28 protein-coding genes and 1 riboswitch are annotated in these 23,623 nt (G+C 70.4%); of the genes, 20 read left to right on the plus strand and 8 right to left on the minus strand.

What is annotated here, in order from left to right; all coding sequences use genetic code 11:
* Positions 1-3 precede the first annotated feature (3 nt).
* Positions 4-1,110 (plus strand): isochorismate synthase, encoded by a 1,107-nt coding sequence (locus ACH46_RS17830; protein ID WP_062394115.1) that lies wholly within the window; start codon positions 4-6, stop codon positions 1,108-1,110.
* A gap of 3 nt (positions 1,111-1,113) precedes the next feature.
* Here ACH46_RS17830 and ACH46_RS17835 read toward each other — a convergent pair whose 3' ends face one another.
* Genes ACH46_RS17835 through ACH46_RS17845 form a run of 3 tightly spaced genes read right to left on the minus strand, consistent with a single transcriptional unit; the run spans position 1,114 to position 3,228 of the window.
* Positions 1,114-2,313 (minus strand): O-succinylhomoserine sulfhydrylase, encoded by a 1,200-nt coding sequence (locus tag ACH46_RS17835; protein WP_062394116.1) that lies wholly within the window; start codon positions 2,311-2,313, stop codon positions 1,114-1,116.
* A 13-nt stretch (positions 2,314-2,326) separates the two neighbouring features.
* The gene (locus tag ACH46_RS17840) at positions 2,327-2,740 is read right to left on the minus strand and encodes a rhodanese-like domain-containing protein (RefSeq protein ID WP_062394117.1); all 414 of its coding nucleotides are present in this window, start codon (positions 2,738-2,740) and stop codon (positions 2,327-2,329) included.
* Entirely contained in the window at positions 2,737-3,228 is a 492-nt protein-coding gene (locus tag ACH46_RS17845) for an Rv0361 family membrane protein (RefSeq protein WP_062394118.1), read from the minus strand. The genes ACH46_RS17840 and ACH46_RS17845 overlap by 4 nt, the downstream gene beginning before the upstream one ends.
* Before the next feature lie 204 nt (positions 3,229-3,432).
* Between ACH46_RS17845 and ACH46_RS17850 the strand changes: the two genes are divergently transcribed.
* Positions 3,433-4,821, plus strand: coding sequence for an FAD-dependent oxidoreductase (locus ACH46_RS17850; protein WP_062394119.1), 1,389 nt, complete (start codon positions 3,433-3,435; stop codon positions 4,819-4,821).
* An 83-nt stretch (positions 4,822-4,904) separates the two neighbouring features.
* Here the strand turns inward: ACH46_RS17850 and ACH46_RS17855 are convergent, their stop codons facing one another.
* Positions 4,905-5,405: a hypothetical protein gene (locus ACH46_RS17855; protein ID WP_062394120.1), complete on the minus strand. Its 501-nt coding sequence runs from the start codon at positions 5,403-5,405 to the stop codon at positions 4,905-4,907.
* Between the two features lie 189 nt (positions 5,406-5,594).
* Between ACH46_RS17855 and ACH46_RS17860 the strand changes: the two genes are divergently transcribed.
* The 12 genes from ACH46_RS17860 to ACH46_RS17915 all read left to right on the plus strand — a co-directional run bounded on the left by ACH46_RS17860 (position 5,595) and on the right by ACH46_RS17915 (position 17,619).
* Entirely contained in the window at positions 5,595-6,575 is a 981-nt protein-coding gene (locus tag ACH46_RS17860) for a FecCD family ABC transporter permease (protein ID WP_062394121.1), read from the plus strand.
* Entirely contained in the window at positions 6,572-7,627 is a 1,056-nt protein-coding gene (locus tag ACH46_RS17865) for a FecCD family ABC transporter permease (protein ID WP_062394122.1), read from the plus strand. The genes ACH46_RS17860 and ACH46_RS17865 overlap by 4 nt, the downstream gene beginning before the upstream one ends.
* Before the next feature lie 54 nt (positions 7,628-7,681).
* Complete coding sequence (locus tag ACH46_RS17870; RefSeq protein WP_062394123.1) at positions 7,682-7,933, plus strand: type II toxin-antitoxin system Phd/YefM family antitoxin; 252 nt, start codon at positions 7,682-7,684, stop codon at positions 7,931-7,933.
* Complete coding sequence (locus ACH46_RS17875) at positions 7,934-8,188, plus strand: Txe/YoeB family addiction module toxin (protein WP_062394124.1); 255 nt, start codon at positions 7,934-7,936, stop codon at positions 8,186-8,188.
* A gap of 120 nt (positions 8,189-8,308) precedes the next feature.
* A riboswitch (cobalamin riboswitch) is annotated at positions 8,309-8,519 on the plus strand.
* A gap of 47 nt (positions 8,520-8,566) precedes the next feature.
* Positions 8,567-9,409: a nitrite reductase gene (locus ACH46_RS17880; RefSeq protein WP_062394125.1), complete on the plus strand. Its 843-nt coding sequence runs from the start codon at positions 8,567-8,569 to the stop codon at positions 9,407-9,409.
* A complete protein-coding gene (locus ACH46_RS17885; RefSeq protein WP_062394126.1) occupies positions 9,406-10,101 on the plus strand; it encodes a precorrin-8X methylmutase in 696 nt (231 codons plus the stop codon). Before ACH46_RS17880 ends, ACH46_RS17885 begins: the two co-directional genes overlap by 4 nt.
* The gene (cobJ, locus tag ACH46_RS17890) at positions 10,098-11,630 is read left to right on the plus strand and encodes a precorrin-3B C(17)-methyltransferase (RefSeq protein ID WP_062394127.1); all 1,533 of its coding nucleotides are present in this window, start codon (positions 10,098-10,100) and stop codon (positions 11,628-11,630) included. The genes ACH46_RS17885 and cobJ overlap by 4 nt, the downstream gene beginning before the upstream one ends.
* A complete protein-coding gene (locus ACH46_RS17895; RefSeq protein ID WP_062395600.1) occupies positions 11,627-12,853 on the plus strand; it encodes a bifunctional cobalt-precorrin-7 (C(5))-methyltransferase/cobalt-precorrin-6B (C(15))-methyltransferase in 1,227 nt (408 codons plus the stop codon). Before cobJ ends, ACH46_RS17895 begins: the two co-directional genes overlap by 4 nt.
* Positions 12,850-13,626, plus strand: coding sequence for a cobalt-precorrin-4/precorrin-4 C(11)-methyltransferase (locus ACH46_RS17900; protein ID WP_062394128.1), 777 nt, complete (start codon positions 12,850-12,852; stop codon positions 13,624-13,626). The genes ACH46_RS17895 and ACH46_RS17900 overlap by 4 nt, the downstream gene beginning before the upstream one ends.
* Positions 13,623-15,644, plus strand: a complete 2,022-nt coding sequence (locus ACH46_RS17905; RefSeq protein WP_062394129.1) for a VWA domain-containing protein — start codon at positions 13,623-13,625, stop codon at positions 15,642-15,644. The genes ACH46_RS17900 and ACH46_RS17905 overlap by 4 nt, the downstream gene beginning before the upstream one ends.
* On the plus strand, positions 15,644-16,258 hold the full coding sequence (gene cobO, locus ACH46_RS17910; protein ID WP_062394130.1) for a cob(I)yrinic acid a,c-diamide adenosyltransferase: 615 nt from the start codon (positions 15,644-15,646) through the stop codon (positions 16,256-16,258). Before ACH46_RS17905 ends, cobO begins: the two co-directional genes overlap by 1 nt.
* 17 nt (positions 16,259-16,275) lie before the next feature.
* The gene (locus ACH46_RS17915) at positions 16,276-17,619 is read left to right on the plus strand and encodes a cobyrinate a,c-diamide synthase (RefSeq protein WP_062394131.1); all 1,344 of its coding nucleotides are present in this window, start codon (positions 16,276-16,278) and stop codon (positions 17,617-17,619) included.
* 51 nt (positions 17,620-17,670) lie between these two features.
* Here ACH46_RS17915 and ACH46_RS17920 read toward each other — a convergent pair whose 3' ends face one another.
* Both ACH46_RS17920 and ACH46_RS17925 read right to left on the minus strand, forming a co-directional pair.
* The gene (locus tag ACH46_RS17920; RefSeq protein WP_062394132.1) at positions 17,671-18,129 is read right to left on the minus strand and encodes a hypothetical protein; all 459 of its coding nucleotides are present in this window, start codon (positions 18,127-18,129) and stop codon (positions 17,671-17,673) included.
* Complete coding sequence (locus ACH46_RS17925) at positions 18,129-18,782, minus strand: RNA polymerase sigma factor (protein ID WP_062394133.1); 654 nt, start codon at positions 18,780-18,782, stop codon at positions 18,129-18,131. The genes ACH46_RS17920 and ACH46_RS17925 overlap by 1 nt, the downstream gene beginning before the upstream one ends.
* A gap of 78 nt (positions 18,783-18,860) precedes the next feature.
* Here ACH46_RS17925 and ACH46_RS17930 point away from each other — a divergent pair, with 78 nt between their 5' ends.
* From ACH46_RS17930 to ACH46_RS17955, 6 genes are read left to right on the plus strand one after another with little or no spacing between them, the layout of a single operon-like run.
* The gene (locus ACH46_RS17930; RefSeq protein ID WP_062394134.1) at positions 18,861-19,346 is read left to right on the plus strand and encodes an Asp23/Gls24 family envelope stress response protein; all 486 of its coding nucleotides are present in this window, start codon (positions 18,861-18,863) and stop codon (positions 19,344-19,346) included.
* A complete protein-coding gene (locus tag ACH46_RS17935) occupies positions 19,346-19,678 on the plus strand; it encodes an Asp23/Gls24 family envelope stress response protein (protein WP_062394135.1) in 333 nt (110 codons plus the stop codon). Before ACH46_RS17930 ends, ACH46_RS17935 begins: the two co-directional genes overlap by 1 nt.
* Positions 19,671-19,853, plus strand: a complete 183-nt coding sequence (locus ACH46_RS17940; RefSeq protein ID WP_062394136.1) for a hypothetical protein — start codon at positions 19,671-19,673, stop codon at positions 19,851-19,853. The genes ACH46_RS17935 and ACH46_RS17940 overlap by 8 nt, the downstream gene beginning before the upstream one ends.
* Positions 19,846-20,337, plus strand: a complete 492-nt coding sequence (locus ACH46_RS17945) for an Asp23/Gls24 family envelope stress response protein (protein WP_226995670.1) — start codon at positions 19,846-19,848, stop codon at positions 20,335-20,337. Before ACH46_RS17940 ends, ACH46_RS17945 begins: the two co-directional genes overlap by 8 nt.
* Entirely contained in the window at positions 20,334-20,909 is a 576-nt protein-coding gene (locus ACH46_RS17950) for a hypothetical protein (RefSeq protein ID WP_062394137.1), read from the plus strand. The genes ACH46_RS17945 and ACH46_RS17950 overlap by 4 nt, the downstream gene beginning before the upstream one ends.
* Positions 20,906-21,463, plus strand: a complete 558-nt coding sequence (locus ACH46_RS17955; protein WP_062394138.1) for a hypothetical protein — start codon at positions 20,906-20,908, stop codon at positions 21,461-21,463. Before ACH46_RS17950 ends, ACH46_RS17955 begins: the two co-directional genes overlap by 4 nt.
* 12 nt (positions 21,464-21,475) lie before the next feature.
* Here ACH46_RS17955 and ACH46_RS17960 read toward each other — a convergent pair whose 3' ends face one another.
* Together ACH46_RS17960 and ACH46_RS17965 are read right to left on the minus strand one after the other, a co-directional pair.
* Positions 21,476-22,216, minus strand: a complete 741-nt coding sequence (locus ACH46_RS17960) for a cobalt-precorrin-6A reductase (protein WP_062394139.1) — start codon at positions 22,214-22,216, stop codon at positions 21,476-21,478.
* Positions 22,213-23,622: a cobyric acid synthase gene (locus ACH46_RS17965; protein WP_062394140.1), complete on the minus strand. Its 1,410-nt coding sequence runs from the start codon at positions 23,620-23,622 to the stop codon at positions 22,213-22,215. Before ACH46_RS17965 ends, ACH46_RS17960 begins: the two co-directional genes overlap by 4 nt.
* Between the last annotated feature and the right edge of the window lies 1 nt (position 23,623).

The following is a 23,623-nucleotide window of genomic DNA, read 5'->3' on the forward strand; positions in this document are numbered from 1 at the left end:
CTGGTGTCTTCCGGTCTCTCGTTCGTGTTGTCGAACACCGAGTGCAATGCTCGCGGTTTCGGTGTCCGCGCCGCCTACGGGTCGGTGAGCGACGCCGCCGCGGCGCTGCGTTCGGGGTCTGCTGAGTTCGTCGGCGGCGCCATCGGCTTCGACTCCGCCGCGACCGCCTCACTGATCGCCCCCGAACGCCTCGTCTTCTCCCCCGTCCCTGAGGAGACGAGGTCCGACGACGTCGAATCTGTGGTCGAGAGCCTGTCGGTGACCCCGGATGCCGTCCACCGTGCGCGGGTGGAGGCCGCCGTCGACGCCATCTCGGCGGGCCGGGTGGAGAAGGTGGTGGTGGCACGCAGTCTGGAGGCGCGACTGTCGGAGCCCGTCTCTCCGGAGGAGATGGTGCAGCGGTTCGCCGCCACCGCAGGCGATTCGACGGTCTTCGCCGCCGACCTGCGCGCCGCACCCGGATACGACGGTCGCTGGCTCATCGGCGCCAGTCCGGAGCTCCTGCTCCGCAAGCGCGGCGCGACGGTCCACTGCGTCCCTTACGCGGGGTCGGCGGCGAAGTTCGACGCCGCCGGCGTCCCGGTCCCCGACGCCGCGGAGGGGTTGGCACGGTCGGACAAGGACCTGCGCGAGCACGCCTACGTGGTCGACTACCTGCGCGAACTCCTGTCACCGCTGTGCATCGAGATCGATGTCCCGGCACGACCGACCACCATCGCCACCGAGCACGTGTGGCATCTGGCGACCCCCATCGTCGGTCGGCTGGTCGATCCCACGATCACCGCGCTCGACCTCGCCGCGCTGCTCTCCCCCACCCCCGCCGTGTGCGGGACTCCCACCGCTGCGGCCGCCGAACTGATCGGCGAGATCGAGGGGCCGCGCGACTTCTACGCGGGCGCCGTCGGCTGGTGCGACGCCGCGGGCGACGGCGAGTGGGTGGTCTCGATCCGCTGCCTGGAGCTCGACACCGCGGCGTCCACCGTCACCGCGTGGGCGGGCGGCGGCATCGTCGCAGGCTCCGACCCCGACGCCGAGGTCGCCGAGACGACGGCCAAGTTCCAGACGGTGCTGTCGGCGCTGGGGCCGGTTCCGTCGCCTCTCGCCGGTTGAACGTCAGCCCAGTGCGGCGTCGAGGTCGCGCAGCAGGTCTTCCGGGTTCTCCAGACCGATGGACAGGCGGAGCATCGAGTCGGTGAGACCGATGGCGGCACGACCCTCCGGCCCCATCGCGCGGTGCGTGGTGGTGGCCGGGTGGGTGATCAGGCTCTTGGCGTCGCCGAGGTTGTTGGAGATGTCGATGAGTTGGAGACGGTTCAGCATCGCGAATGCGGCCTCCTTACCGGTCTTGCCCGCCTGCTCGGCGAGCTCGAACGTGATGACGGTTCCGCCGCCGGACATCTGCGACTTCGCGAGCTCGTACTGCGGGTGCGACGTCAGGAAGGGGTAGATCGCCTTCGCGACGCGGGGATCGGCGTCGAGGAACTCGGCGACGCGCAGCGCGGTGGCGACCGACTGATCCAGGCGGATCTTCATGGTCTCCAGGCCCTTGAGCATCACCCACGCGTTGAACGGGCTCAGCGCGGGACCGGTGTGGCGCATCATCGCCTTCACGGGACCGTCGATGAACTCCTCGGTGCCGAGCACGGCGCCGCCCATCACACGGCCCTGGCCGTCGATGTGCTTGGTGCCCGAGTAGACGATCACGTCGGCGCCCATCTCAGTGCCGCTCTGCAGCAGCGGGGTGGCGAAGACGTTGTCGAGCACCACCTTCGCGCCGGCGGCGTGCGCCAGTTCCGAGACCTTGCGGACGTCGACGAGGGTCTGCATCGGGTTGGACGGCGTCTCGAAGAACACGGCGTCGGCGGGCGTGGAGAGCGCGCGTTCCCACTGCTCCAGGTCCTCGCCGTCGACGAACTCGGTCTCCACCCCCCACGCGGGCAGGATCTCGTTGCAGATGACGAAGCACGAGCCGAACAGGCTGCGGGCGGCGACGACGCGATTGCCCTTCTTCAGCAGCGCGGCCAGCGCGACGAAGACGGCGGCCATGCCGCTGGCGGTCGCGAAGCAGGCCTCGGTGCCCTCGATCTGACGCAGACGTTCCTGGAACATCGCGACGGTCGGGTTGCCGTAGCGGGTGTAGACGAAGCGCTGGTCCTCGCCGGTGAAGGCGCGTTCGGCTGCTTCTGCGGACTCGTAGACGTAACCGCTGTTCATGAACAGCGCCTCGGAGGTCTCGAAGAAGCCCGAACGGAGGATTCCGCCGCGAACTGCGACGGTCTCGGGCGACACCCAATCAGGTAGTTCTCGGCTCACGGTTCGGTTCTCCTTATGACTGTTGCCACGGCAGCGACGCGGCTCGCCACCCTGCGCCGCCGCGGTGCCCGTCGGCGTCGATCGGGCCTTCGAACCCGTCCAGAATGTTGTACGCCTGCTCGTAACCGGCGGCGAGCGCAGCCTCGGCGGCGCCGAGCGAACGGTGACCGGAGCGGCACAGGAACAGGACCTCGTCGGTCTCCGTGACACCCGCGGCACGCAGTTGGTCGACGAACGCCGGGTTCAGCGCGCCGTCCGGGTATCCGAGCCACTCGACGAAGACGGTCCGCTTGCCGATCGAGCTGATGTCGGGGACGCCGACGAAGTTCCACTCGGCCTGGGTCCGGCAATCCACCAGCACGGCTCGCGGATTCTCCGACAGACGCTCCCACGCCTGCTCGCACGTCACGTTTCCGGTGATCGTCATCGTCCGCACACCTTCCATTCGCCCTTCTCGTTGACCAGCGTCAACTGCGTCTTCTGCTTGGCGTTCTCGTCGTTCTGCCGGTTCCAGTGCGCGGTGACCGCGGCGCGATCACCGGTCACCTCCACGTCCATGCTCGAGACGACGATCTTGCCCTTGGCGTCGTTGTCGGCGCGGTTGTCGTCGGCGAACTGCACCGAGGTCGGGAACTCCTTCGCGGCCACGTCGGCGGCGCAGAACGACGCGCGGTAGCGCTCATAGTTCAGGGTGCCCATCGCGCTGTACATCTGATTGACCGTCAGCTGAACCTTCGCCGAATCCGAGATCCGCTCCTCGGAGGGGCTCGCCAGTGCCGAGATGCCGATCCAGGCGAGGATCGCGAGGACCAGTCCGCCCGCGATCATCATGGGGAGCGCGGCCTTCCACGAACGCGGTTCTTCGGCTGTCTGTTCGTCGTCCGGGCCGTCCACGGCGGGCTCGTCTACGTTCATGAGATCCGAGTCTATCGGCCCCGCACCTGCGGCTTAGCGCGTGGAGCACCCTTCTGAGGTGATGGTCATCGAGCCTGATTCGTCAAGAGTTTTCTCCACCGCTCATTCAACTGAGGCATACCTCACACGGAAATTTTGGCGGTGGCGCGCCAAGACATAACGTAGGAGGCATCCCTGTCCAACCAGCTGAGGAAGCACCAGTTCATGAGTGACAACAGCCGCCCCTTGCGGGTCGCGATCGTCGGCGCCGGACCTGCCGGCATCTACTGCGCTGATGCGCTGATGAAGTCGGAGACGGCATCCCAGCGCGGCGTGAGCATCGACCTGTTCGAGCGCATGCCCGCCCCGTTCGGCCTGATCCGTTACGGCGTCGCCCCGGATCACCCGCGCATCAAGGGCATCATCAACGCACTGCACAAGGTGCTCGACAAGCCGCAGGTCCGCCTGCTCGGCAACATCGATTACGGCACCGACATCACGCTGACCGATCTGCGCAAGCTCTACGACGCGATCGTCTTCTCCACCGGAGCCACCGACGACCGCGCGCTGAAGATCCCGGGCGTCGACCTGGAGCGCAGCTACGGCGCAGGCGAGTTCGTCGCCTGGTACGACGGCCACCCGGACTTCTCGCGCGAATGGCCACTGGAGCAGGAGAAGGTCGCCGTCATCGGCGTCGGCAACGTCGCCCTCGACGTGGCCCGAGTGCTCGCCAAGACCGGCGACGAACTCCTTCCGACCGAGATCCCGGACAACGTGTACCAGGGACTCAAGGCCAACAAGGCCGTCGAGGTCCACGTCTTCGGTCGCCGGGGTCCCGCCCAGGCCAAGTTCACGCCGCTCGAACTCAAGGAGCTCGACCACTCGCCGAACATCGAGGTCATCGTCGACCCCGAAGACATCGATTACGACGAGGGTTCGGCCGTCGCGCGCCGGTCCAGCAAGATCACCGACCAGGTCGCGACGATCATCGAGAACTACGCGATCCGCGAGCCCAAGCAGGGTGCGATCCACAAGCTGTTCCTGCACTTCTTCGAGAACCCCGTCGAGATCCTCGGCGAGGACGGCAAGGTGGTCGGCCTGCGCACCGAGCGCAACCAGCTCGACGGCACCGGCAACGTGAAGGGCACCGGCAAGACCCGCGACTGGGATGTGACCGCCGTGTACCGCGCCGTCGGCTACCTATCGGACAACGTCCCGGACATCCCGTTCGACGATCAGGCCGGCGTCATCCCCAACGAGGCCGGACGCGTCTTCGACGAGGGCAAGCACCTGACCGGTCTATACACCACCGGCTGGATCAAGCGCGGCCCCGTCGGCCTCATCGGCCACACCAAGGGCGACGCCTCGGAGACCGTCGAGTGCATCATCGACGACATGAAGAACGACCACCTGAACCCCGCCGAGTCCCCCTCGGAGGAGGCGGTGATCGAGCTGCTCAACGAGCGCAAGATCCCGTTCACCACCTGGGACGGCTGGTACCGCCTCGACGAGCACGAGCGCAACCTCGGCGCCGCCCAGGGCCGCGAGCGCGTGAAGGTGGTCGAGCGTGAAGACATGCTCGCCGCCTCGGAGCCGAGCAAGGTTCAGAAGTAGTCACGGCACAGACAACGACGAGACCCGCCCCGAGAATTCGGGGCGGGTCTCGTCGTTCGTCTTGGGCGTGATCGCCGGAGACACTAGCTGGTGGGCTTCTCCTCGATCTTGCCGTTCTGGCCGTCCTTCGGCGGAGCCTGGCGGACGTTCTGCCAGAAGCCGACGTTGTTCATCGGGTTCTCGACCTGGTTGGCGATGGCGTAGCCGGAGATGGAGGCGGGCCAGCAGCCCTTCCACTTGGTGGAGAACAGGATCGAGGCCTGACCCGGCTTCAGCTGGCCGACCTTGGTGCCCTTCGCCTTGTTGGCCGGGACCCACTTGGTGGGACCGCCGAACTCGGTGACGGTGACGCCGGTCATCGTGGATCCGCCGACGTTGACGACACCCATCCAGCGGTGCATCTGCCACTGGGGACCGTCGGACCAGTTGGGGCCCCACGGGGAGAAGGTGCAGCTGACGCCACCGATGATCGCGAGATCACCCGGGCCTGCAGCCTGCGCCTGCGGCGCGGCGACGAGAGTGCCGGCGCCGATGGCGCCCGCAGCGACGGCGACCGTCGCAATCCGTGTCAGGGACTTCTTCATGTCGAAAGCCTTTCGTGTCATCGGTCGGTGGGTCAAGGTGTGTCCCCAACCCTTACCCTCCTATCGTCGGCGTCACAGTGCCTTGTTACCGAATCGTTCAGCAAACCTCACCCGCTCATGCGATTCATCCGTCCGACCGGCCGATCCCGACGAGAGAGCTCCCTCCATAGTTAGGTAAGGTAATCCTTTGTGAAGAAGGGGTTGGGAGTCGTCTTTCTGGTGATCGCGATCGCGATCGCCTTCATGGCATCCGTCGCGATCGGCTCACGCGTGGTGCCGTGGAGCGAGACCGTCGACGCGCTCCGGACCGCTCTCTCCGGTGCCGGACTGCCCGACCTCTACGACCGCAGGCTCACCCGCACCGTCCTCGGCCTGGTGGTGGGACTGGCGATCGGCGCGGCCGGCGCCCTCACCCAGGGGCACACCCGCAACCCGCTCGCCGACCCCGGCCTGCTCGGCATCAATGCGGGTGCCGCCTGCGCCGTGGTCATCGGCGCCTTCGTCTTCGGCACGTCCGGCACTCTGGTCAACACAGTCCTCGGGCTGGTCGGTGCGCTGATCGCGGCCGCCGCGGTCTTCGGCCTCGCCAACGTCACCGGATCGTCGCCGCTGACTCTGGTCCTCGCGGGCGCGGGACTCACCGCGTGCCTCACCGCCGTCTCCTCGGCGCTCGTCCTGATCGACGGCGCCAGCCTCGACACCTGGCGCTTCTGGAACGTCGGCGCCATCCGGCACGACCCCGACGTCCTCTGGACCACCCTGCCGTTCATCGTCGTCGGACTGGTCCTGGCCTTGATCGGGGGCTGGTCGCTGAATGTGTTGAGCCTGGGCGACGACATGGCCACCGCACTCGGCGGCCGCGTCGGCCTGATCCGCGCGGGCGGCGTCCTCGGCATCGCCCTGCTGGCCGGCGCCGCGACCGCCGCGTGCGGCCCCATCGTCTTCCTCGGCCTGGTGGTTCCGCATCTGGCCCGGGCGATCACCGGCCCCGACTACCGATGGATCGTCCCCTACTCGGCCCTGGCCGGCGCGCTTCTGATCCTGGTGTGCGACGTCCTCGGCCGCGTCGTCGCACGCCCCGGGGAGGCGCAGGTGAGTGTCGTCCTCGCGCTGATCGGCGGGCCGATGCTGATGCTCATGGTTCGTCGCAGGAGGCTTCCCACGGTATGACCACCCGCACTCGCGCTCTCGACATCGGTCCCACCTCCTGGGTGGTCCGACCGCGGCTGGCGATCTGCACCGGCATCGGCGTCGTGACCACCCTCCTGCTGATGGTCGTCGGGCTGTCCGTCGGTTTCACCACGCCCGTCGACACCGCACGCATCCTGCTGGGCGGCGGCCGCGTGGCGGAGAACATCGTCGTCTTCGACGACCTCCTCCCGCGCGTGCTCATCGCGGCCTTCGCCGGCTTCGGCCTGGCCCTGTCCGGCTGCCTGACGCAGGTCATCACCCGCAATCCGCTGGCTACCCCCGATCTGCTGGGCATCACCTCCGGCGCGAGCGTCGGCGTGGTCCTGGCGGTCACCTCGACCAGCACCGGCTTCGGCTCGGTCTTCGCGTCCATCGGCGTCCCCACCTCGGCGCTGCTCGGCGGCCTGGCGACCGCCTTCCTCATGTACCTGCTGGCCTGGAGCAGGGGTCAGGTCGTCACCAGCACGCTGCGGCTGATCCTGATCGGCGTCGGCATGACGTGGATGATGCAGGCGGTGGTCGGCTATCTGCTGTCGCGCGCCGACGTGCACGACTCGTCGACCGCGCAGCGCTGGATCGTCGGCTCCCTCGGCGGTACCGGCTGGAGCTCGGTTGCGCCGGTGATGATCGCCGCCGCCATCGGTCTCGCGTGGACGGCGATCATCGCCCGACCCCTCACAGTCAGCGGTCTGGGCCCCGACGTGGCGCGCGGTCTCGGCGTCCGCCTCGGCGTCGTCACCTACGGAACGCTGCTGGTCGCGGTGGTCGTGGCGTCCCTGGCCGTGTCGGCGGCCGGCCCCATCGCCTTCGTCGGTCTGGTGGCGCCGCAGATCGCGCTGCGCCTGGCGAAGACCGCGCAGCCGACACCCGTCTTCTCCGGCTTGATCGGTGCCGCCATGGTGTTGCTCGCGGACATCGTCTGCCGCGGTGCGCTTCCCGGCGGGCTCCCCGTCGGCGTGGTGACCGCCGCGGTCGGCGGCCCGTTCCTGATCTTCCTGATCGTGCAGACGGCCCGGAAGTCGTCGGTGTAGCGCAACCCGAAGTGGTACCGTGACCTTGTACCACTCACATTCTGAGGTGATGTCATGTCCATCAGCGCCAGTGAGGCCCGTAAGACCCTGTTTCCCCTGATCGAGCGGGTCAATGCCGACCACGAGGCCGTCGAGATCGTGTCCCGTCACGGCAATGCGGTTCTCATGCCCGCCGACGAGTACGCGGCATGGCAGGAGACGGCCTACCTGTTCCGCTCCCCCGCCAACGCTCGCCGTCTGCTCGATGCTTACGAGCGTGCCCGTGCAGGCACGACAGAGACCCACGACCTCGACCGAGACGTCTGAATGCGCCTGGTCTGGGACCCCTCGGCCTGGAACGATTACAAGCACTGGCAGACTGCGGACCGCCGGATTCTGAAACGAATCAACACCCTGATCGATGCGTGCCTCCGCGACCCCTTCGAGTGCATCGGCAAGCCCGAACAACTCAAGTACGGAGCCTCGGGAGCCTGGTCCAGGCGCATCACCGACGAGCACCGACTCGTCTACCTCGTCATCGACGACGACCTGATCATCCTCCAAGCGCGATACCACTACTGAGTGCCGCTGAGATCAGTCCAGTCATCGTGCGCCGACGGCAGTCTCGAGCTGTTGCAGTTTCGCCCCAGCGCGAGACACCAGCCTGGGGCGAGACTGGAACGGTCCCGTCTTCCGGCGGCTTGCTACGCTGCGAGGGCCAGTCGACTGTCCGTGAGAACGGCCGGTCAGGGAATCCGGTGAGAGTCCGGAACTGACGCGCAGCGGTGTGGGTGACGGGCGGAGCACGACGCGAGACAGGGTCTCGCGCAGCCACTGGGACCAAGAGTCCCGGGAAGGCGTTCCGTCCCGGACGATCCCGAGTCCGAAGACCTGCTGGCCCTTGCGGTGACACCGCGAGGTCAGTACTTGGGGTGACGCGCAGAGCCCCCGACCTCGAGGATGGAAGTGTCGACTCCGACGCGAACGCGTCCCGACCGATGCCCCGGCGTACTCCGCCCATGGGCCGCGGACGACGGCGCTCTGACCCGCATCCGGGTGCCCGGCGGACAGGTCTCCGTCTCCAGCCTGCTCACGCTGGCCGAGATCGCCGACCTGCACGGCGACGGCCTGATCCACGTCACCGGACGCGCCAACCTGCAGCTGCGCGCGCTGCCTGCGATCGACGGCTCCCTCATCGGCCCCGTGGTCGCCGCCATCGAGGCGACCGGGCTGCTGCCGTCGCGCAATCACGACTTGGCCCGCAACATCCTGGTCTCGCCGCAGACCGGGCTCGCGGGCGGTCGTGCGGATCTGCGTCCAGTCCTCGCCGACCTCGACCGCCGGCTGCTCGCCGAGCCTCGACTGGCGGAGCTGCCCGGCCGGTTCCTATTCGTCCTCGACGACGGCCGCAGTGATCTGCACGACCGCCACCGCGACCTCGGCCTCATCGCCCTCGACGGTGCGAACTGCCAACTCCGTGTCGGGAAGACCTTCGGCCCGGTGCTCCCGCTCGACGACGCCGCCGCAACACTGGTCCGCCTGGCCCTTCGCTTCCTCGACCACCGAGGCTCCGGTCCGACCGCCGCCTGGCACGTCGCCGAGCTCCCCGCGCCGCTGTGCGCGGCGTGCACGCCCGCGCCGCAGTCGTGCGTCCGCACCGAACCACTCCCCTACGGCCGCGTTCCCGGCGGCCACCACGTCGACGCCCTCGAAGGCCTCACCCGCAGTGACATCGCGGGCTGGGGCGCCGACCGCGTCGTGCTGACCCCGTGGCACGGCGTCCTGATCCCGGAGAACTCATGAATCCCGCCCCGACCGACCGCACCGCCGTTGCCGACCTCACGGCCCCGCCGCGCGCCTACGACTACCTCACGTCCGGCGCAGGCATCTACGACCGTTCGTTCGCCACCATCCGTGCCGAGTCCGACCTGAGCCGGGTACCGGCCGACGCCGAGAAGCTGGCCGTCCGGATGATCCACGCGAGCGGGCAGACCGATCTGGTCGACGACCTGGTGATCCACGCGCGGCTGCTCGCGGACGGTCGTGCCGCGTTGAACGCCGGGCGGCCGATCCTCGCCGACACCCAGATGGTGGCCCGCGGCGTCACCGCCGGTCGACTGCCCGCCGCCAACGACGTCCACTGCCTCCTCGGCGACCCGCGCGTCGCCGACCTCGCCGCCGACTGGGGCACCACGCGGACCGCGGCCGCGGTCTCGCTGTGGGAGCCGATGCTCGACGGTGCCGTCGTCGCGATCGGCAACGCCCCGACCGCCCTGTTCCATCTCCTGGAGATGCTGATCGCCGGAGCTCCGCGGCCGGCCGCGATCATCGGCTGCCCCGTCGGTTTCATCGGCGCCGCCGAATCGAAGGAGGCCCTCGCGGCGTTCGCCGACGAACACGGCATCGACGTCCCGTTCGTCACCGTCCGCGGACGACGCGGCGGCTCAGCCGTCACCTCCGCCGCGATCAACGCCCTGGCGCAGGAGGCGGAATGAGCGGCACGTTCACGATCGTCGGGCTGGGCCCCGGCGACCCCGAACTCATCACCCGCAAGGCCGCCCGCCTGATCGGGGAGGCCGACGTCGTCGCCTATCACGCGGGTGTCCGGAAGTCGTCGCACGCGCGGCGGATCGCCGCCGACCTGATCCCCTCCGAGGTCATCGAGGAGGAGCTCCGCTACCCGGTCACGACGGGGACCACCGACCATCCCGGCGGGTACGTCGGCGCGCTGACCGACTTCTACGAGGGATCCGCCGCGCGGATGACCGCTCACCTCGATGCCGGGCGCACCGTCGTGCTGCTCGCCGAGGGCGACCCGCTGTTCTACGGGTCGGCGATGTACCTGCACGACCGCCTCTCGCCCGACTACCCGACCGACGTCGTCCCGGGCGTCCCCGCGTACGCCGCGGCGACAGCCGCGCTCGGCACTCCGCTGGTCCGGCAGGACGACGTCCTCACCGTCCTCGCGGGAACGCTGCCCGAGCCGGAGCTGGCACGACGCCTCGCCGACACCGACGGCGCGGTGATCATGAAGCTCGGCCGCACCTTCCCGGCCGTGCGTCGTGCCCTGCACGCGGCCGGCCGACTCGACGGCGCCTGGTATGTGGAGCGCGCCTCGATGCCCGAACAGGAGTGGCGGCCGGTGGTCGACGTCGACCCGTCGACGGTCCCGTACTTCTCGCTGATCGTGGTTCCTGGCGACGCCGCCCATCCCGGCGAGGCGCGGCGCATGCGGACCGGTGCCGAACCGGAAGCGCAGACGACCCGCCCCGAGAACGCCGCCGAACTGCTGGTGATCGGCCTCGGGCCCGGCCCGGCCGAGTGGCTGACACCCGAGGCGTCGACGGCGCTCGCCGAGGTGGAACACGTCATCGGGTACGCGCCGTACGTGAACCGCGTCCCGCAGCGGCCCGGCCTCACCCGGCACTCCTCCGGGAACACCGTCGAGGTGGATCGCGCCAGACAGGCACTGCGTCTGGCACGCGCCGGGGAGCGCGTGGCCGTGGTGTCCGGCGGCGACGCCGGCGTCTTCGGCATGGCGGCCGCCGTGTTCGAGGCCGCGGAGGACCCGGAGTTCGCCGACGTCCCGATCCGGGTGGTGCCCGGCGTCAGCGCCGTGCAGGCGGTCGCCGCCCGCGCCGGCGCCCCGATCGGCGCCGACTTCGCCGTGATGAGCCTGTCGGACCGGCTGAAGCCGTGGGAGGTGATCGCGTGCCGACTGCGCGCCGTCGCCGAGGCCGACCTTGTCCTCGGGATCTACAACCCGGCATCGCACTCGCGGCGTGAGCAGATCGTCGCCGCCCGCGACCTGCTGCTGGAACACCGTGATCCCGCGACCGTCGTGATCGTCGGCCGTGACATCGGGCGCGACGAGGAGTCGCTGACCGTCACCACGCTCGGCGACCTCGACCCGGAGACCATCGACATGAAGTGCCTGTTGATCGTCGGGGCGTCGTCGACGCGCGTCACCGCGTCCGGTCGGGTGTGGAGTCCGCGGTCGGTGCCCGCCGGGGCGCTGCTGTGACGCCGCCGGTCACCGTGATCGGCGTCGGTGCGGACGGCTGGGACGGCCTCGTCGAACCGACCCGGCAGCGGATCCTGGACGCCGATGTCCTCCTCGGCGGCGACCGTCACCTGGCGCTGATCCCTCCGGTGGATGGGCAGGTCCGACGTCCCTGGCCGCGCCCGCTGTCCGATCTCGACGGCTTCCTGGCCGAGTTCGGCGATGCCCGCGTGGTCGCTCTGGCCTCAGGCGATCCCTTCGTCTCCGGCATCGGGACGCGGCTCGCCGCGATCCTCGGCGAGCGCCTCGAGTCGATTCCCGCCGTCTCGTCGGTGGCTCTCGCGCGGTCCCGGATGCGGTGGTCGGCGGAGTCGTCGACGGTCGTCACGCTGGTCGGCCGTGACCCGAACACCCTGCGCCGCGAGTTGGCACCCGGCGCACGACTGCTGGTGCTGTCGTCGGACGAGTCGACGCCCGCCGCGGTGGCCCGGATCCTCGTCGAGCACGGTCTCGGCGACTCTCGGGTCACCGTGCTCGGCGACCTCGGGGCCGTCGACGAGAGCCGCACCGAGTTCACCGCGAGCGACGGGCCGGGCACCTCGATCCCCCGCCTCCACGCCCTCGCGATCGAGGCCCGCGGCCCCGCCGGCCCTGCTACGAGCTGGGCCACCGGCCTGCCCGACGAGGCCTTCGAGCACGACGGTCAGCTCACCAAACGCGACCAGCGCGCGAGCGCCCTCTCTCGCCTCGCGCCCCGGCCCGGAGCCCTGCTGTGGGACGTCGGTGCAGGGGCCGGGTCGGTCGCGATCGAGTGGCTGCGCGCCCACCCGACCACGGCGGCGATCGCCGTCGAGCACCATCCGGACCGGGCCGCGCGGATCGTGCGCAACGCCGCTCGCCTCGGCGTGCCGCGACTCCGGCTCGTCACCGGTCGCGCGCCCGATGCTCTCGCCGACCTGCCCGCACCCGACGCGATCTTCGTCGGCGGCGGTGCCACGGCGGACGGTCTCCTCGACCTCTGTCGTGACGCCCTCACCCCCGGCGGACGGCTCGTCGTGCACGGCGTGACCTTCGAGACCGAAGAACTGCTGCTCGCCGCGTTCCGCGCGCACGGCGGCGAGCTGACGCGCCTGTCGGTGGAGCACGCCGCACCGCTCGGCGGCCGGTTCCACGGCTGGCAGCCGAGTCGCGCCGTCACCCAGTGGGCCTGGACTAAGCCTCTGACCGAACGGGAGAACGCATGACCGTCCACTTCGTCGGCGCCGGTCCCGGGGCGGCCGATCTGATCACGCTTCGCGCCGCACGACTGCTCGCCGCCGCCGACACCGTCCTCTATCCCGGCACCTACCTCGACGCCGAGGTGCTGAGCCACTGCCGGCCCGACGCGCAGTTGATCGACACCGCGAGACTGGACCTGGATCAGATCGTCGTCGCGATGGTCGACGCCCCCGGCGAGGTGGTCCGACTGACCTCCGGAGACCCGTCCCTGTACTCGGCGCTGCACGAGCAGACCCGCCGCCTCGACGCCGCAGGCGTGCCATGGGACGTGACACCCGGCGTACCCGCGTACGCGGCCGCCGCCGCCCGCGTCGGGCAAGAGCTGACGGTGCCGCTGGTCGCACAGTCGGTGGTCCTCACGCGCACGCAGGCACGATCCACCCGAATGCCCGACCGCGAACGGCTCCAGGACTTCGCCGCCACCGGCGCCACCCTGGTGCTGCACCTGGCGATCACTCGGATCCGCGAACTGATGGCCCAGGTGGAACCGCACTACGGCGCGGACTGCCCGGCGGTCGTCGTCTACCGCGCCTCCCAGCCCGACGAGACGGTCCTGCACGGGACCGTCGGCGGCGCGCGGCCGATCGCCGACGCCGTTGAAGACGCCGGTCTCCGGCAGGCCGCGGTGATCCTGATCGGGCCGGCGCTCGCCGCCCGCGAGTCCGGCGGCGAGTCGTACCTGTACTCACCGCACCGCGACCGTTCCCGCACCGCAGTCGACAGTAAGGACAGAGGATGAGCACTCCGCACTATCCGTTCACCGCCGTCGTCGGCGCCGACTCGCTCGACGAGCCGCAGCCCATGGCACTGGCACTGCTGCTGACCGCCATCTCCCCCGCCGTCGGCGGCGTCCTGGTCCGCGGTGAGAAGGGCACCGCGAAGTCCACGATCGTCCGGGCCCTCGCCGCCGTCCTCCCGCCGCTCGACGACGCCCCGGTGCCCCTCGTCGAACTCCCAGTCGGCGCCACCGAGGACCGCGTCATCGGCTCCATCGACCTCGAGACCGCGCTCGGCGAGGGCAAGACCCGCTATCAGCCGGGACTGCTCGCCAAGGCGCACCGCGGGCTCCTCTACGTCGACGAGGTGAACCTGCTGCACGACCACCTCGTCGACCTCCTGCTCGACGCCGCCGCGATGGGCCGCGCCACCGTCGAGCGCGACGGCATCTCCATGACGCACGACGCCCGCTTCGTCCTGGTCGGCACCATGAACCCGGAGGAGGGCGAACTCCGCCCGCAGCTCCTGGACCGCTTCGGGCTCACCGTCGAGGTGGCCGCGCCGCGCGAGCCCGCAGTCCGCGCCGAGGTGGTGCGCCGCCGCATGGCGTACGACGCCGACCCCGCCGGATTCGCCGCCCGCTATGCCGACTCCGAGGCGGCTCTCACGACCCGCATCGCGACCGCGCAGAAGTTGCTGCCGGAGGTGGTGCTGTCGTCGGCGGCGCTGCTGAAGATCGCCGAGGTGGGCGCCGCGTTCGACGTCGACGGTCTCCGCGCTGACATCGTCACCGCGCGGACCGCCGTCGCCCACGCCGCCTGGTGCGGTCGGACCGCGGTGACGGTCGACGACATCCGCGTCGCGGCCCGCCTCGCCCTCCCGCACCGTCGCCGACGCAACCCGTTCGACGCCCCCGGCCTGGACGAGGACCTCCTCGACCAGATCCTCGGCGACGACGACCTGCCGCCCGACCCGCCGGAGGGTGGGGGTCCCGGCGACGATCCCGCGGGCGACGGCGGTGAAGCCGACGCCGGCCCCTCGACCGACGCCGCTGACGGCCCCGCCCACTCGACTGACGACCCGGCAGACACCGCCGACGCACCCCCGCGCTCGACCGCCGACTTCGCGGACACCGCCGACGCACCCCCACGCTGGTTGAGCCGGTCCGAGGCGCCAGCCGAGGACCGTGTCGAAACCGCCGCGGGCACGCAAACAACCACCACCATCCCCGCCGGAACCCCGTACCGCACCCGCCTCCTCACCGTCGCCGGAACGGGAGCCGGAACCACCGGTCGCCGCAGTCGCGCGAAGACCTCCTCGGGTCGCCGCGTCGGCGTCGACCCCGCCGCCACCGCCGGTGCACCGCACCTCGTGGAGACGATCCGCGCCGCGATCCCGCACCAGCATGCGCGGGGCCGGACCGACGGTCGGCTGCTCATCGAGACGTCGGATCTGCGTCGCGCCGAGTACGAGGGCCGAGAGTCGAACCTCGTCCTGTTCTGCGTCGACGCCTCCGGGTCCATGGCCGCACGCAAGCGGATGGCGCAGGTCAAGACCGCGGTCCTGAGCCTGCTGCTCGACGCCTACCAGCGGCGCGACAAGGTCGGCTTGGTGACCTTCCGCGGTCACGACGCCGAGGTCGTGCTGCCGCCGACGGGGTCGGTCGACGTCGCCGCGGCCCGCCTGCAGGATCTTCCCGCCGGCGGTCGTACCCCGCTCGCCGAAGGGCTGACGAAGGTCGCCGAGTTGCTCGCCGTGGAGCGGATCCGCGATGCCCGACGTCGACCGCTGCTGGTGGTGGTGACGGACGGTCGCGCCACGTCGGGCGCCGACGCCGTCGCACGGTCTCACCTGGCCGCCGACCGTCTCGCGCAGCAGGGCGTCGCATCGGTGGTCATCGACTGCGAGTCGGGGCCGCTGCGACTGGGTCTGGCCGCCGACCTCGCCCGCCACCTCGGCGCCGACTACCTGGAGGTCGGCGACGTCAGTGCCGGTGACCTCATTGCCGCCGCACGCATCGCCACCGAAGGAGCCGCCTGATGCCCAAGGGACAGCCCACCGTCGTTCCGGACGACGGCCTCACCACCCGCCAGCGGCGGAACCGGCCGCTGATCATCGTGCACACCGGTCCCGGCAAGGGGAAGTCGACCGCCGCATTCGGCCTCGCCCTGCGCGGCTGGAACGCCGGTTTCCGGATCGGTGTGTTCCAGTTCGTGAAGTCCGCGAAGTGGCGGATCGGCGAGCAGACGGTTCTCGAACGGCTCGGCGCCCTGCACGCCGAGACCGGCGAGGGCGGCCCCGTCGACTGGCACAAGATGGGATCGGGTTGGTCGTGGAGTCGCAAGGGCGGCACCGAGGACGACCACGCGGCTGCGGCCGCCGAAGGCTGGGAGGAGATCAAGCGCCGTCTCGCGACCGAAGCGCACGACCTCTACGTCCTCGACGAGTTCACCTACCCGATGAAGTGGGGTTGGGTGGACGTCGACGACGTCGTCGAGACCCTGCAGAACCGTCCCGGCCGCCAGCACGTGATCATCACCGGCCGCGACGCCGATCCCCGCCTCCTCGAAGCCGCCGATCTGGTCACCGAGATGACTAAGATCAAGCATCCGATGGACGCGGGTCAGAAGGGTCAGAGGGGGATCGAATGGTGAGCAGGGAGGCCTAGGCCATGCACCTCCCCCGCATCCTCGTCGCCGCACCGGGCACCGGCCAGGGCAAGACTACGGTCGCCACCGGTCTCATGGCTGCACTCCGTCGTGCCGGGCACGAGGTGAGCGGCCACAAGGTGGGACCGGACTACATCGACCCCGGCTATCACGCGCTCGCCTGCGGACGCCCCGGCCGCAACCTGGACCCGCACCTCGTGGGCGAGGACCTGATCGTCCCCCTCCTCCAGCACGGCGCGCGCGACGCGGGCGTCGCCGTGATCGAGGGCGTGATGGGTCTGTTCGACGGCCGCATCGGCACGCAGGGTTTCGCGTCCACCGCGCACGTCGCAACACTCACGCGAACACCGGTGATCCTGGTGGTCGACGTCGCCCGCGCGTCACGGTCTATCGGCGCCGTCGTCCACGGCATGGCGACGTGGGATCCGACCGTCGGCGTCGCGGGCGTCATCCTGAACCGCGTCGGGTCGGCGCGGCACGCGGAGGAGATCCGCGAGGCCGTCGGTCTGCCGATCCTCGGTGAGATCCCCCGCGATCCGAACCTCGCGACTCCGTCCCGCCACCTGGGGCTGGTGACCGTCGCCGAGCGGGACGAGTCGGCGGCGACGGTCGCCGAACTCGCCGACGTGATCGCCCGGCACGTCGACCTGGACGCGATCGGCGACATCGCGCGCAGCGCCCCCGACCTCGAGGGGGACCCCTGGCACCCGGTGACCGCGCTCGGCGATGCCGCCGTCGTCGAACCGGCACGACGGCCCGTCGTCGCGATCGCCGCGGGCCGAGCCTTCACGTTCCGTTACGCCGAGACCGTCGAACTGCTGTGCGCGGCCGGATGCGACGTGATCGCGTTCGATCCCGCTCGCGACCGTCGGCTCCCCGACGGCACCGCGGGCCTGTACCTCGGCGGCGGATTCCCCGAGGAGCACGCCGCCGCCATCTCCGACAACGTCACGCTCCGCACCCAGATTCGCGAGGCCGTCGCCGACGGACTCCCCACCGTCGCAGAGTGCGCGGGACTGCTGTACCTGTGCACCACGTTGGACGAGCGTCCGATGGCCGGTGCGATCGACGCCGACGCCCGCATGACCGATCGCCTCACCCTCCGTTACCCGCAGGCCATCGCGACCGAGGACACCCTGCTGACCCGCGCCGGGGAACGCATCACCGGGCACGAGTTCCACCGCACGCAGGTGACGCCCGAGACGGTCGGCACGCCGGCGTGGTTCGTCGATCGCGCGCCGATCGGCTTCGCGAGCGAGACGCTCCACGCGTCGTACCTGCACACTCACTGGGCCGGATACCCGCAGATGGCGGCCCGCTTCGCGGCCGCGGTGCACGCGCGCTGACGCTTACTCCGTAGATTTCGACCAGTATGTGGTCGAAAAGTACGGATCGGATCAGTTCAGCCACTCACGCGTGTAGACGTCCTGCCAGCGGACGTGGATGTTGGCGCAGGCCTCCGCCGTCGCCGACGGTCCGAGGGAGTCGACGAGGACGGCCCGCGCGGCCTCCCGCACCACGTCGGCCCGCTCATGGAGGTCATCGCGGTACCGCGCGATGAGGCCGACGGTGACGCCAGTCAGGGCCGCGTCGTCGCCGTGCAGTTCCAGGCGCACCACCAGACGTCCCGACGCGGTGCGGATCCGCGTCGCGAGAAGCTGCTTGATCACCCGGTCGTTCACGGTGACGAGCTCGTCGTCGGTGTCCAGTTCCCGCCCAGGACGGCGCAGCTGCGGCAGGCCGCTCACGATCGACGAGATCAGGCGTGCGACGTCGCCGGTCGGTTCGTCGAGCCGACGACTGGCGTCGACCAGCCAGGCGTCCATCCGTTCTCCGCTGAGATTCGCGTTCGTCATCACTGCCTCCCTTCTCGTCCCGATTCCGTGACCTGCCCGGCGCTCGCCTCCGTTGATGCGCCCGGCCTCCACGGTGCCAGTCTGGTGGTGAGAAACGCACGACTTCGCTGCAGATGACCGCGAACCGAGCCGTCGCTGATGGCGAGGACCGTCGAGATCTCCGCCAGCGTCAGGCCCTCGACCTCCTTCAACCACCAGATCGCGCGCGGCGTGAACTGCATCTTCGACAGTTCCGCGCGCAGGGCATCGCGCAGGGCGGTGTGCTCTGCGGTCTCGGCGGGCAGCGGCTCCGGCGACTCCAGGTCGGCGAACCTCGTATCCGGTGCGGGCACGTCGCGGCGCCGACGGAAATGATCGACCACCTTCCGGTTCGCGATCCCCAGCACCCAGGTCCGCACGGAGCTGCGGAATGCGAAGTCCGGCAGTCCTCGCCAGGCGGCGAACAGTGTCTCCTGGGCCAGGTCTTCGGCGGTCTGGGCGTCGTCGACCATGCGGCGCACGAAGCGCAGCACGATCGGAGCCATGCGAGCGAGCAGGACCTCGAACGCTTCCGGATCGCCGGAGGCCGCAGCGGCCGCCAACTCCTCATCCGAGAAGCCTCCGAGCTCGTCGTCCTCCCCGCCCGCGCCTCGGTGATGTACGTCACTGAACAATTCGCGTGCAACTTTCTGCTCGGTAGCGACTGACTTTATACCCGAGCGAATGAAGCCGGGGATCGAGAAGGGACCGAGATGACCGAGCAGACCAACACCGAGAACGGCACCGACGCGCAGTCGACACCGAGCGCCACGGGCAAGGACCTCGAGCTTTCACGAAACGCCAACACCTCCCTCAACGGGCCGCACGGCACCACGTCGATCGCCGATCTGGTGGTCGCGAAGATCGCGGGCATCGCGGCCCGCGAGATCGACGGCGTGTACGACCTCGGCGGCACCACCGAGCGCGCGGTCGGCAAGGTCCGCGAGGTGATCCCCGGCACCGGATCGAGCGTCACCCAGGGCATCAGCGTGGAGGTCGGCGAGAAGCAGGCGGCGGTCGACGTCGCGATCGTCGCCGAGTTCGGCGTCGCGATCCACCAGCTGGCCGGTGCCATCCGCCGGAACGTCATCACCGCGATCGAGCAGATGACGGGACTGGAGGTCACCGAGGTCAACGTGACCGTTCACGACGTGCACTTCGACGACGATGTCGAGTCCGGCGAACCGCGCGTTCAGTGATGTCGTCACCGGCAGATCGACCCGACATCCCGCTGGCGAAACGGGTCGCGGACGCCGTCTCAGCGGTCCCGGGTGTCGTCGGCCTCGATGGTGGACTGTTCGGAGAAGTCGCCGCCTACCTGCCCGGAGAACGGGTCAGCGGTGTGCAGCTCTCCGACGACGAGGGGTCGGTCCACATCGTCGTCGATCCACGACGCAACCTGCGGGCGGTCGCGGCACAGGCCGCGGAGGCCGCCAGCGCCGCCAGCGGACTGCGGATCTCAGTGACGGTGGAGGACGTCGCCGTTCCGCAGCCGGAATCGGATGCTGCTCCAGGAGGATCGGATGAATAACGCTGCAACGATCGGTCTGCTCGCCGGGCTGCTGTTGGCGCTGGCCGCGATCACCGGCGGCATCGGGGGTTTCCTGCTCGCCGCGGCCTTCGGGGCGGTGGGGCTGCTCGTCGGCCTGCAGATCCAGGGCACGATCGACCTGCGCGCGATCGTGCGCAGCAGCAGCCGTGGCTGACTCGGAGCCGGAGTTGCGCGTCCCCGGTCGGGTGATCATCGACGACACGGTCTTCGAGAAGATCGCCCTCGGCGCCGCACTCGACGTCGCCGGAGTCGTGCGTTCCGACGACTCGGTCGTCGGCCGCCTCGGCGGCCTGGTCAGTCGCGAAACGACCGTCGGCACCGCCTATCCGCGCGTCAGCGTGGAGACCGTGGGCGGCGCCGCGCACGTCGTCGACCTGACGCTCGCCGTCGCATGGCCGTCCGCCATCGGGCAGGTGTGCCGCGAGGCCCGGGCACGGGTGGGGGACGAACTGCTCCGGCTCACCGGGGTACGTCCGGTCCGGGTGAACGTCACTGTGGCGCAGGTGCTGCCGCGGTCCTCCATGCGCCTCAGCACCCCGGGATTCGTGGAACTGCCGGATCCCGACCGTCTCGACTCCGGCCGTTTCGATCCCGATCGTCCCGGCAGGGACGCCACCGATGGGGAGGTGCACCGATGACCACCGACGAGGACGAGCGGATGTTCGACGCCCCCCGGGACATCACCCGCGAACCGGTCGACAGTCCGACCGCGTTTCCGGGCGTCGCCGTGGCCGGCGGACTGCTCGGCGTCCTGCTGCTCGTGGGCTGCGGGCTCCTGGTCCGCGACCTGCTCGCGGCGGCAGGCGTGATCGGCGGCGACACGTGGGTGCATCGTGCCGCGGTGGAGCTGGGCCATCAGACCTGGTCGGACTGGATGTGGGTGCTGCCGGCCGCCTGTGCCGTGATCGGCGTCGCCGCGCTGTGGATGTCCGTGAAGCCTCGGCATCGGACGCACGTGACGGTGAGCGACCAGTCGATCGTCTGGACGCGACGGGTCGACGTGGCTCGACGCGTGAGCGCCGCTGTGACAGATCTGCCCGACGTGCGTCGTGCCGTCACCGTCGTCGGCCGGCGGCGAGTCAAGGTCGTCGTGACAGCGGCAGGTCGCGTCGACACTGCCCGAATCGTCCGCACCGCACGGACCGCCGTCGGCGCGATCGCCGTGCCCGGCAAGGTGGTCGTCAAGGTCAAGACAGGAGTACGAGCATGAACCGCGGCGCCGCAGCACTGCATCGACTGTCGGTCGGACTGCTCGGGGTGCTCCTGGTCGCGTTCGCGATCGCGGTGGTCCTGACTCGGTTCTCCGTGCGTCCGGTCTCCGACTGGGTGTCTCGCATCGACACAGCCGCCGTCGCCGACGCGACCGGGACGGGGTGGTTCGCCGCTGTCGTCGCGGCGGTCGCGCTGGTCGCACTGTTCTGGGGTTGGCGGCTGATCCGGACGACGATCGCTCCGCAGCACCCGGACGTCGTCACCCTCGCCCACAGCGGTCCGGAGGGGATGCTGACCGTGCCGCCGAAGGTGGTCGCCCAGGCCGTCGAGTCGTCGCTCCGGGAGCAGACCGTACTCCGCCAGGCCCACGTCCGGGCGATCGACGACCGAGGCAGCACCATCATCCGCATCACCGTCGAGGCCCGGCCCGAACGCTCCTACGACGAGATCATCTCCATCCTGGCCAGGCCCATCGAGGATCTCCGCACGGCCTTCGCCGGCTCCGGCGTCCACGTGCAGGCGATGGTGCACTTCGAGCGTGTGGAACGGTGAGTCCGCCGCGGCTCAGACCGCGGTGGACATCGTCAGCACCCAGTCCCGCGCGGCGGCGACGTCGCTCACCGTCTGGACGCTGTCGGGCGGGGCGGGTCGTCGCACGACGACCGCCGGAATCCCCAGCGCCTCCGCAGCCTCCATCTTCGGCCAGGTGTGGGTGCCGCCGGAGTCCTTGGTGACCAGGACGTCGGCCGCGTGGTCGCGCAGCAGCGCCAGCTCGCCGTCGAGCTCGTAGGGGCCGCGGCTGAAGAGCAGGCGCCAGCGGTCGGGGACGTCGAAGTCGGGTGGGTCGACGACGCGGGCCACCGCATCGGTGTCACCGAGCGCAGGCACGAAGCGTGCCAGTTCCTGGCGGCCGATCGTCAGGAACGGCCGCGCGCCCAGCGAAGCGGCGGTCGCCGCCGCCTCCTCATGCGTGTCGACCCAGCGCCAGGACGGCCGACTGTGCGCCTCCCATCCGGGACGCGCCAGGCGCAGCAACGGCACGTCCTCCACGGCGCACGCCGCGGCCGCATTCCGAGTGATCCCCGCCGCGAACGGGTGCGTCGCGTCGACGACCACGTCGTAGTCCGCCAACGCGCGCCGCAGCCCGTCGACGCCGCCGAAGCCGCCGATCCGCACCTCGCCGACCGGCAGTCGCGGTCGCTGGACTCGGCCGGCGAGGGAGGTCATCACGTCGACCCCGGTGTCGACCAGCGCGGCGGCCAGGGCTCGGGCCTCGGCCGTCCCGCCGAGGATCAAGACGGTCACGAGTCGGCCGCCAGCGCGAGCAGCGCGTCCACGTCGAGGTGCTCGTCGACCAGGTCGCCGAGCAGGTCCAGGCGCCGTTCGCGGGCCGCCGGGAACGACGCCGCGGACCGCACGCCCAGCGCGTCGGTGAGGTAGGCGGCGCGGACGCCGTCGTCCTCCATCACGCCGTGAACCATGGTTCCGACGACGGCTCCGGAGCGGCCGTCGACCCAGCCGTCGCGGCCGGTGCCGGTGACGGTCCCGTGGTGGATCTCGTAGCCGGCGGGCTCGTGGAGTCGCAGGGTCTTCGCCGCACCGAAGACGGTGTCGAGGTCGAGCAGGCCGAGGCCGTCGACTGCGGCACCGACCGACCCCTCGATTCCGTCGGGGTCTGCGATGGTCTGCCCGAGGATCTGGCAGCCGCCGCAGATCCCGAGCACCGGGCGCCCGGAGCGGGCGTGCTCGATCACGGCGCGGTCGAGGCCGCGGTCTCGCATCCATTGCAGGTCGGCGAGGGTGGCGCGTGTCCCGGGCACGACTACCAGGTCGGCTTCGGCGATCCGCGCGGCGTCGGCCACGAAGCGGACGTCGAGGTCGGGTTCCACGCCGAGGGCGTCGACGTCGGTCAGGTTGCTGATCCGCGGAAGCCGCACCACCGCCACGACTTTCGCGCCGCCCGTCCGGGATCGTCGACCGTCCAGGTCGAGGGAGTCCTCGGAGTCGAGCCACAGGTCGGGGTGCCACGGCAGAACGCCGAACGTGGGTCGGCCGGTGCGCCGCTGGAGGTCGTCGAGGCCGGGCTGAAGCAGGCTGACGTCGCCGCGGAACTTGTTGGCGATGAAGCCCTTGATGAGCTGCTGGTCGGCGTCGTCGAGCAGAGCGAGGGTGCCGTAGCTGGCGGCGAACCAGCCGCCGCGGTCGATGTCGCCGACGACGACCGTCGGCACCTGCCCATGCTGCGCGAGCCCCATGTTGACGTAGTCGCTCGCGCGGAGATTGATCTCGGCGGGGCTGCCCGCCCCTTCGGCGAGCACGATGTCGTACCTGCTCACCAGATCATCGAAGGCGGCGAACGCGGCCTCGGCGAGGCGACGTCGGCCGTCGACGAAGTCGCGCGACGAGACCTCACCGTCGGGCAGGCCCATCCGGATCACGTGGCTGCGGCGGTCGCCGCCGGGCTTCAGCAGCACCGGGTTCATCGCCACCTCGGGGACGGCTCGGGCGGCGGCCGCCTGGATCCATTGAGCGCGGCCGATCTCCCCGTACCCGCCGTTCTCGAGCGGCACGACCATCGAGTTGTTCGACATGTTCTGCGCTTTGTAGGGCGCCACCGTCAGGCCGCGTCGGGCGAGGGCACGGCAGAGTCCGGTGGTGACGACCGATTTCCCAGCGTCCGAGGTGGTGCCGGCGATCAGCAGCGCGGCCATG

The sequence above is a fragment of the Gordonia phthalatica genome (assembly GCF_001305675.1).
Classification (GTDB): Bacteria; Actinomycetota; Actinomycetes; order Mycobacteriales; family Mycobacteriaceae; genus Gordonia; species Gordonia phthalatica.

What these genes read in the sequence shown, in the direction of transcription:
- ACH46_RS17965 (WP_062394140.1), bottom strand. Translation starts at nt 23,622, where the DNA reads ATGGCCGCGCTGCTGATCGCCGGCACCACCTCGGACGCTGGGAAATCG.
- ACH46_RS17880 (WP_062394125.1), top strand. Translation starts at nt 8,567, where the DNA reads ATGGAAGTGTCGACTCCGACGCGAACGCGTCCCGACCGATGCCCCGGC.
- ACH46_RS17855 (WP_062394120.1), bottom strand. Translation starts at nt 5,405, where the DNA reads ATGAAGAAGTCCCTGACACGGATTGCGACGGTCGCCGTCGCTGCGGGC.
- ACH46_RS17930 (WP_062394134.1), top strand. Translation starts at nt 18,861, where the DNA reads ATGACCGAGCAGACCAACACCGAGAACGGCACCGACGCGCAGTCGACA.
- cobO (WP_062394130.1), top strand. Translation starts at nt 15,644, where the DNA reads ATGCCCAAGGGACAGCCCACCGTCGTTCCGGACGACGGCCTCACCACC.
- ACH46_RS17840 (WP_062394117.1), bottom strand. Translation starts at nt 2,740, where the DNA reads ATGACGATCACCGGAAACGTGACGTGCGAGCAGGCGTGGGAGCGTCTG.
- ACH46_RS17950 (WP_062394137.1), top strand. Translation starts at nt 20,334, where the DNA reads ATGACCACCGACGAGGACGAGCGGATGTTCGACGCCCCCCGGGACATC.
- ACH46_RS17865 (WP_062394122.1), top strand. Translation starts at nt 6,572, where the DNA reads ATGACCACCCGCACTCGCGCTCTCGACATCGGTCCCACCTCCTGGGTG.
- ACH46_RS17905 (WP_062394129.1), top strand. Translation starts at nt 13,623, where the DNA reads ATGAGCACTCCGCACTATCCGTTCACCGCCGTCGTCGGCGCCGACTCG.
- ACH46_RS17900 (WP_062394128.1), top strand. Translation starts at nt 12,850, where the DNA reads ATGACCGTCCACTTCGTCGGCGCCGGTCCCGGGGCGGCCGATCTGATC.
- ACH46_RS17875 (WP_062394124.1), top strand. Translation starts at nt 7,934, where the DNA reads ATGCGCCTGGTCTGGGACCCCTCGGCCTGGAACGATTACAAGCACTGG.
- ACH46_RS17915 (WP_062394131.1), top strand. Translation starts at nt 16,276, where the DNA reads ATGCACCTCCCCCGCATCCTCGTCGCCGCACCGGGCACCGGCCAGGGC.
- ACH46_RS17870 (WP_062394123.1), top strand. Translation starts at nt 7,682, where the DNA reads ATGTCCATCAGCGCCAGTGAGGCCCGTAAGACCCTGTTTCCCCTGATC.
- ACH46_RS17935 (WP_062394135.1), top strand. Translation starts at nt 19,346, where the DNA reads ATGTCGTCACCGGCAGATCGACCCGACATCCCGCTGGCGAAACGGGTC.
- ACH46_RS17845 (WP_062394118.1), bottom strand. Translation starts at nt 3,228, where the DNA reads ATGAACGTAGACGAGCCCGCCGTGGACGGCCCGGACGACGAACAGACA.
- ACH46_RS17940 (WP_062394136.1), top strand. Translation starts at nt 19,671, where the DNA reads ATGAATAACGCTGCAACGATCGGTCTGCTCGCCGGGCTGCTGTTGGCG.
- ACH46_RS17955 (WP_062394138.1), top strand. Translation starts at nt 20,906, where the DNA reads ATGAACCGCGGCGCCGCAGCACTGCATCGACTGTCGGTCGGACTGCTC.
- ACH46_RS17920 (WP_062394132.1), bottom strand. Translation starts at nt 18,129, where the DNA reads ATGACGAACGCGAATCTCAGCGGAGAACGGATGGACGCCTGGCTGGTC.
- ACH46_RS17850 (WP_062394119.1), top strand. Translation starts at nt 3,433, where the DNA reads ATGAGTGACAACAGCCGCCCCTTGCGGGTCGCGATCGTCGGCGCCGGA.
- ACH46_RS17885 (WP_062394126.1), top strand. Translation starts at nt 9,406, where the DNA reads ATGAATCCCGCCCCGACCGACCGCACCGCCGTTGCCGACCTCACGGCC.
- cobJ (WP_062394127.1), top strand. Translation starts at nt 10,098, where the DNA reads ATGAGCGGCACGTTCACGATCGTCGGGCTGGGCCCCGGCGACCCCGAA.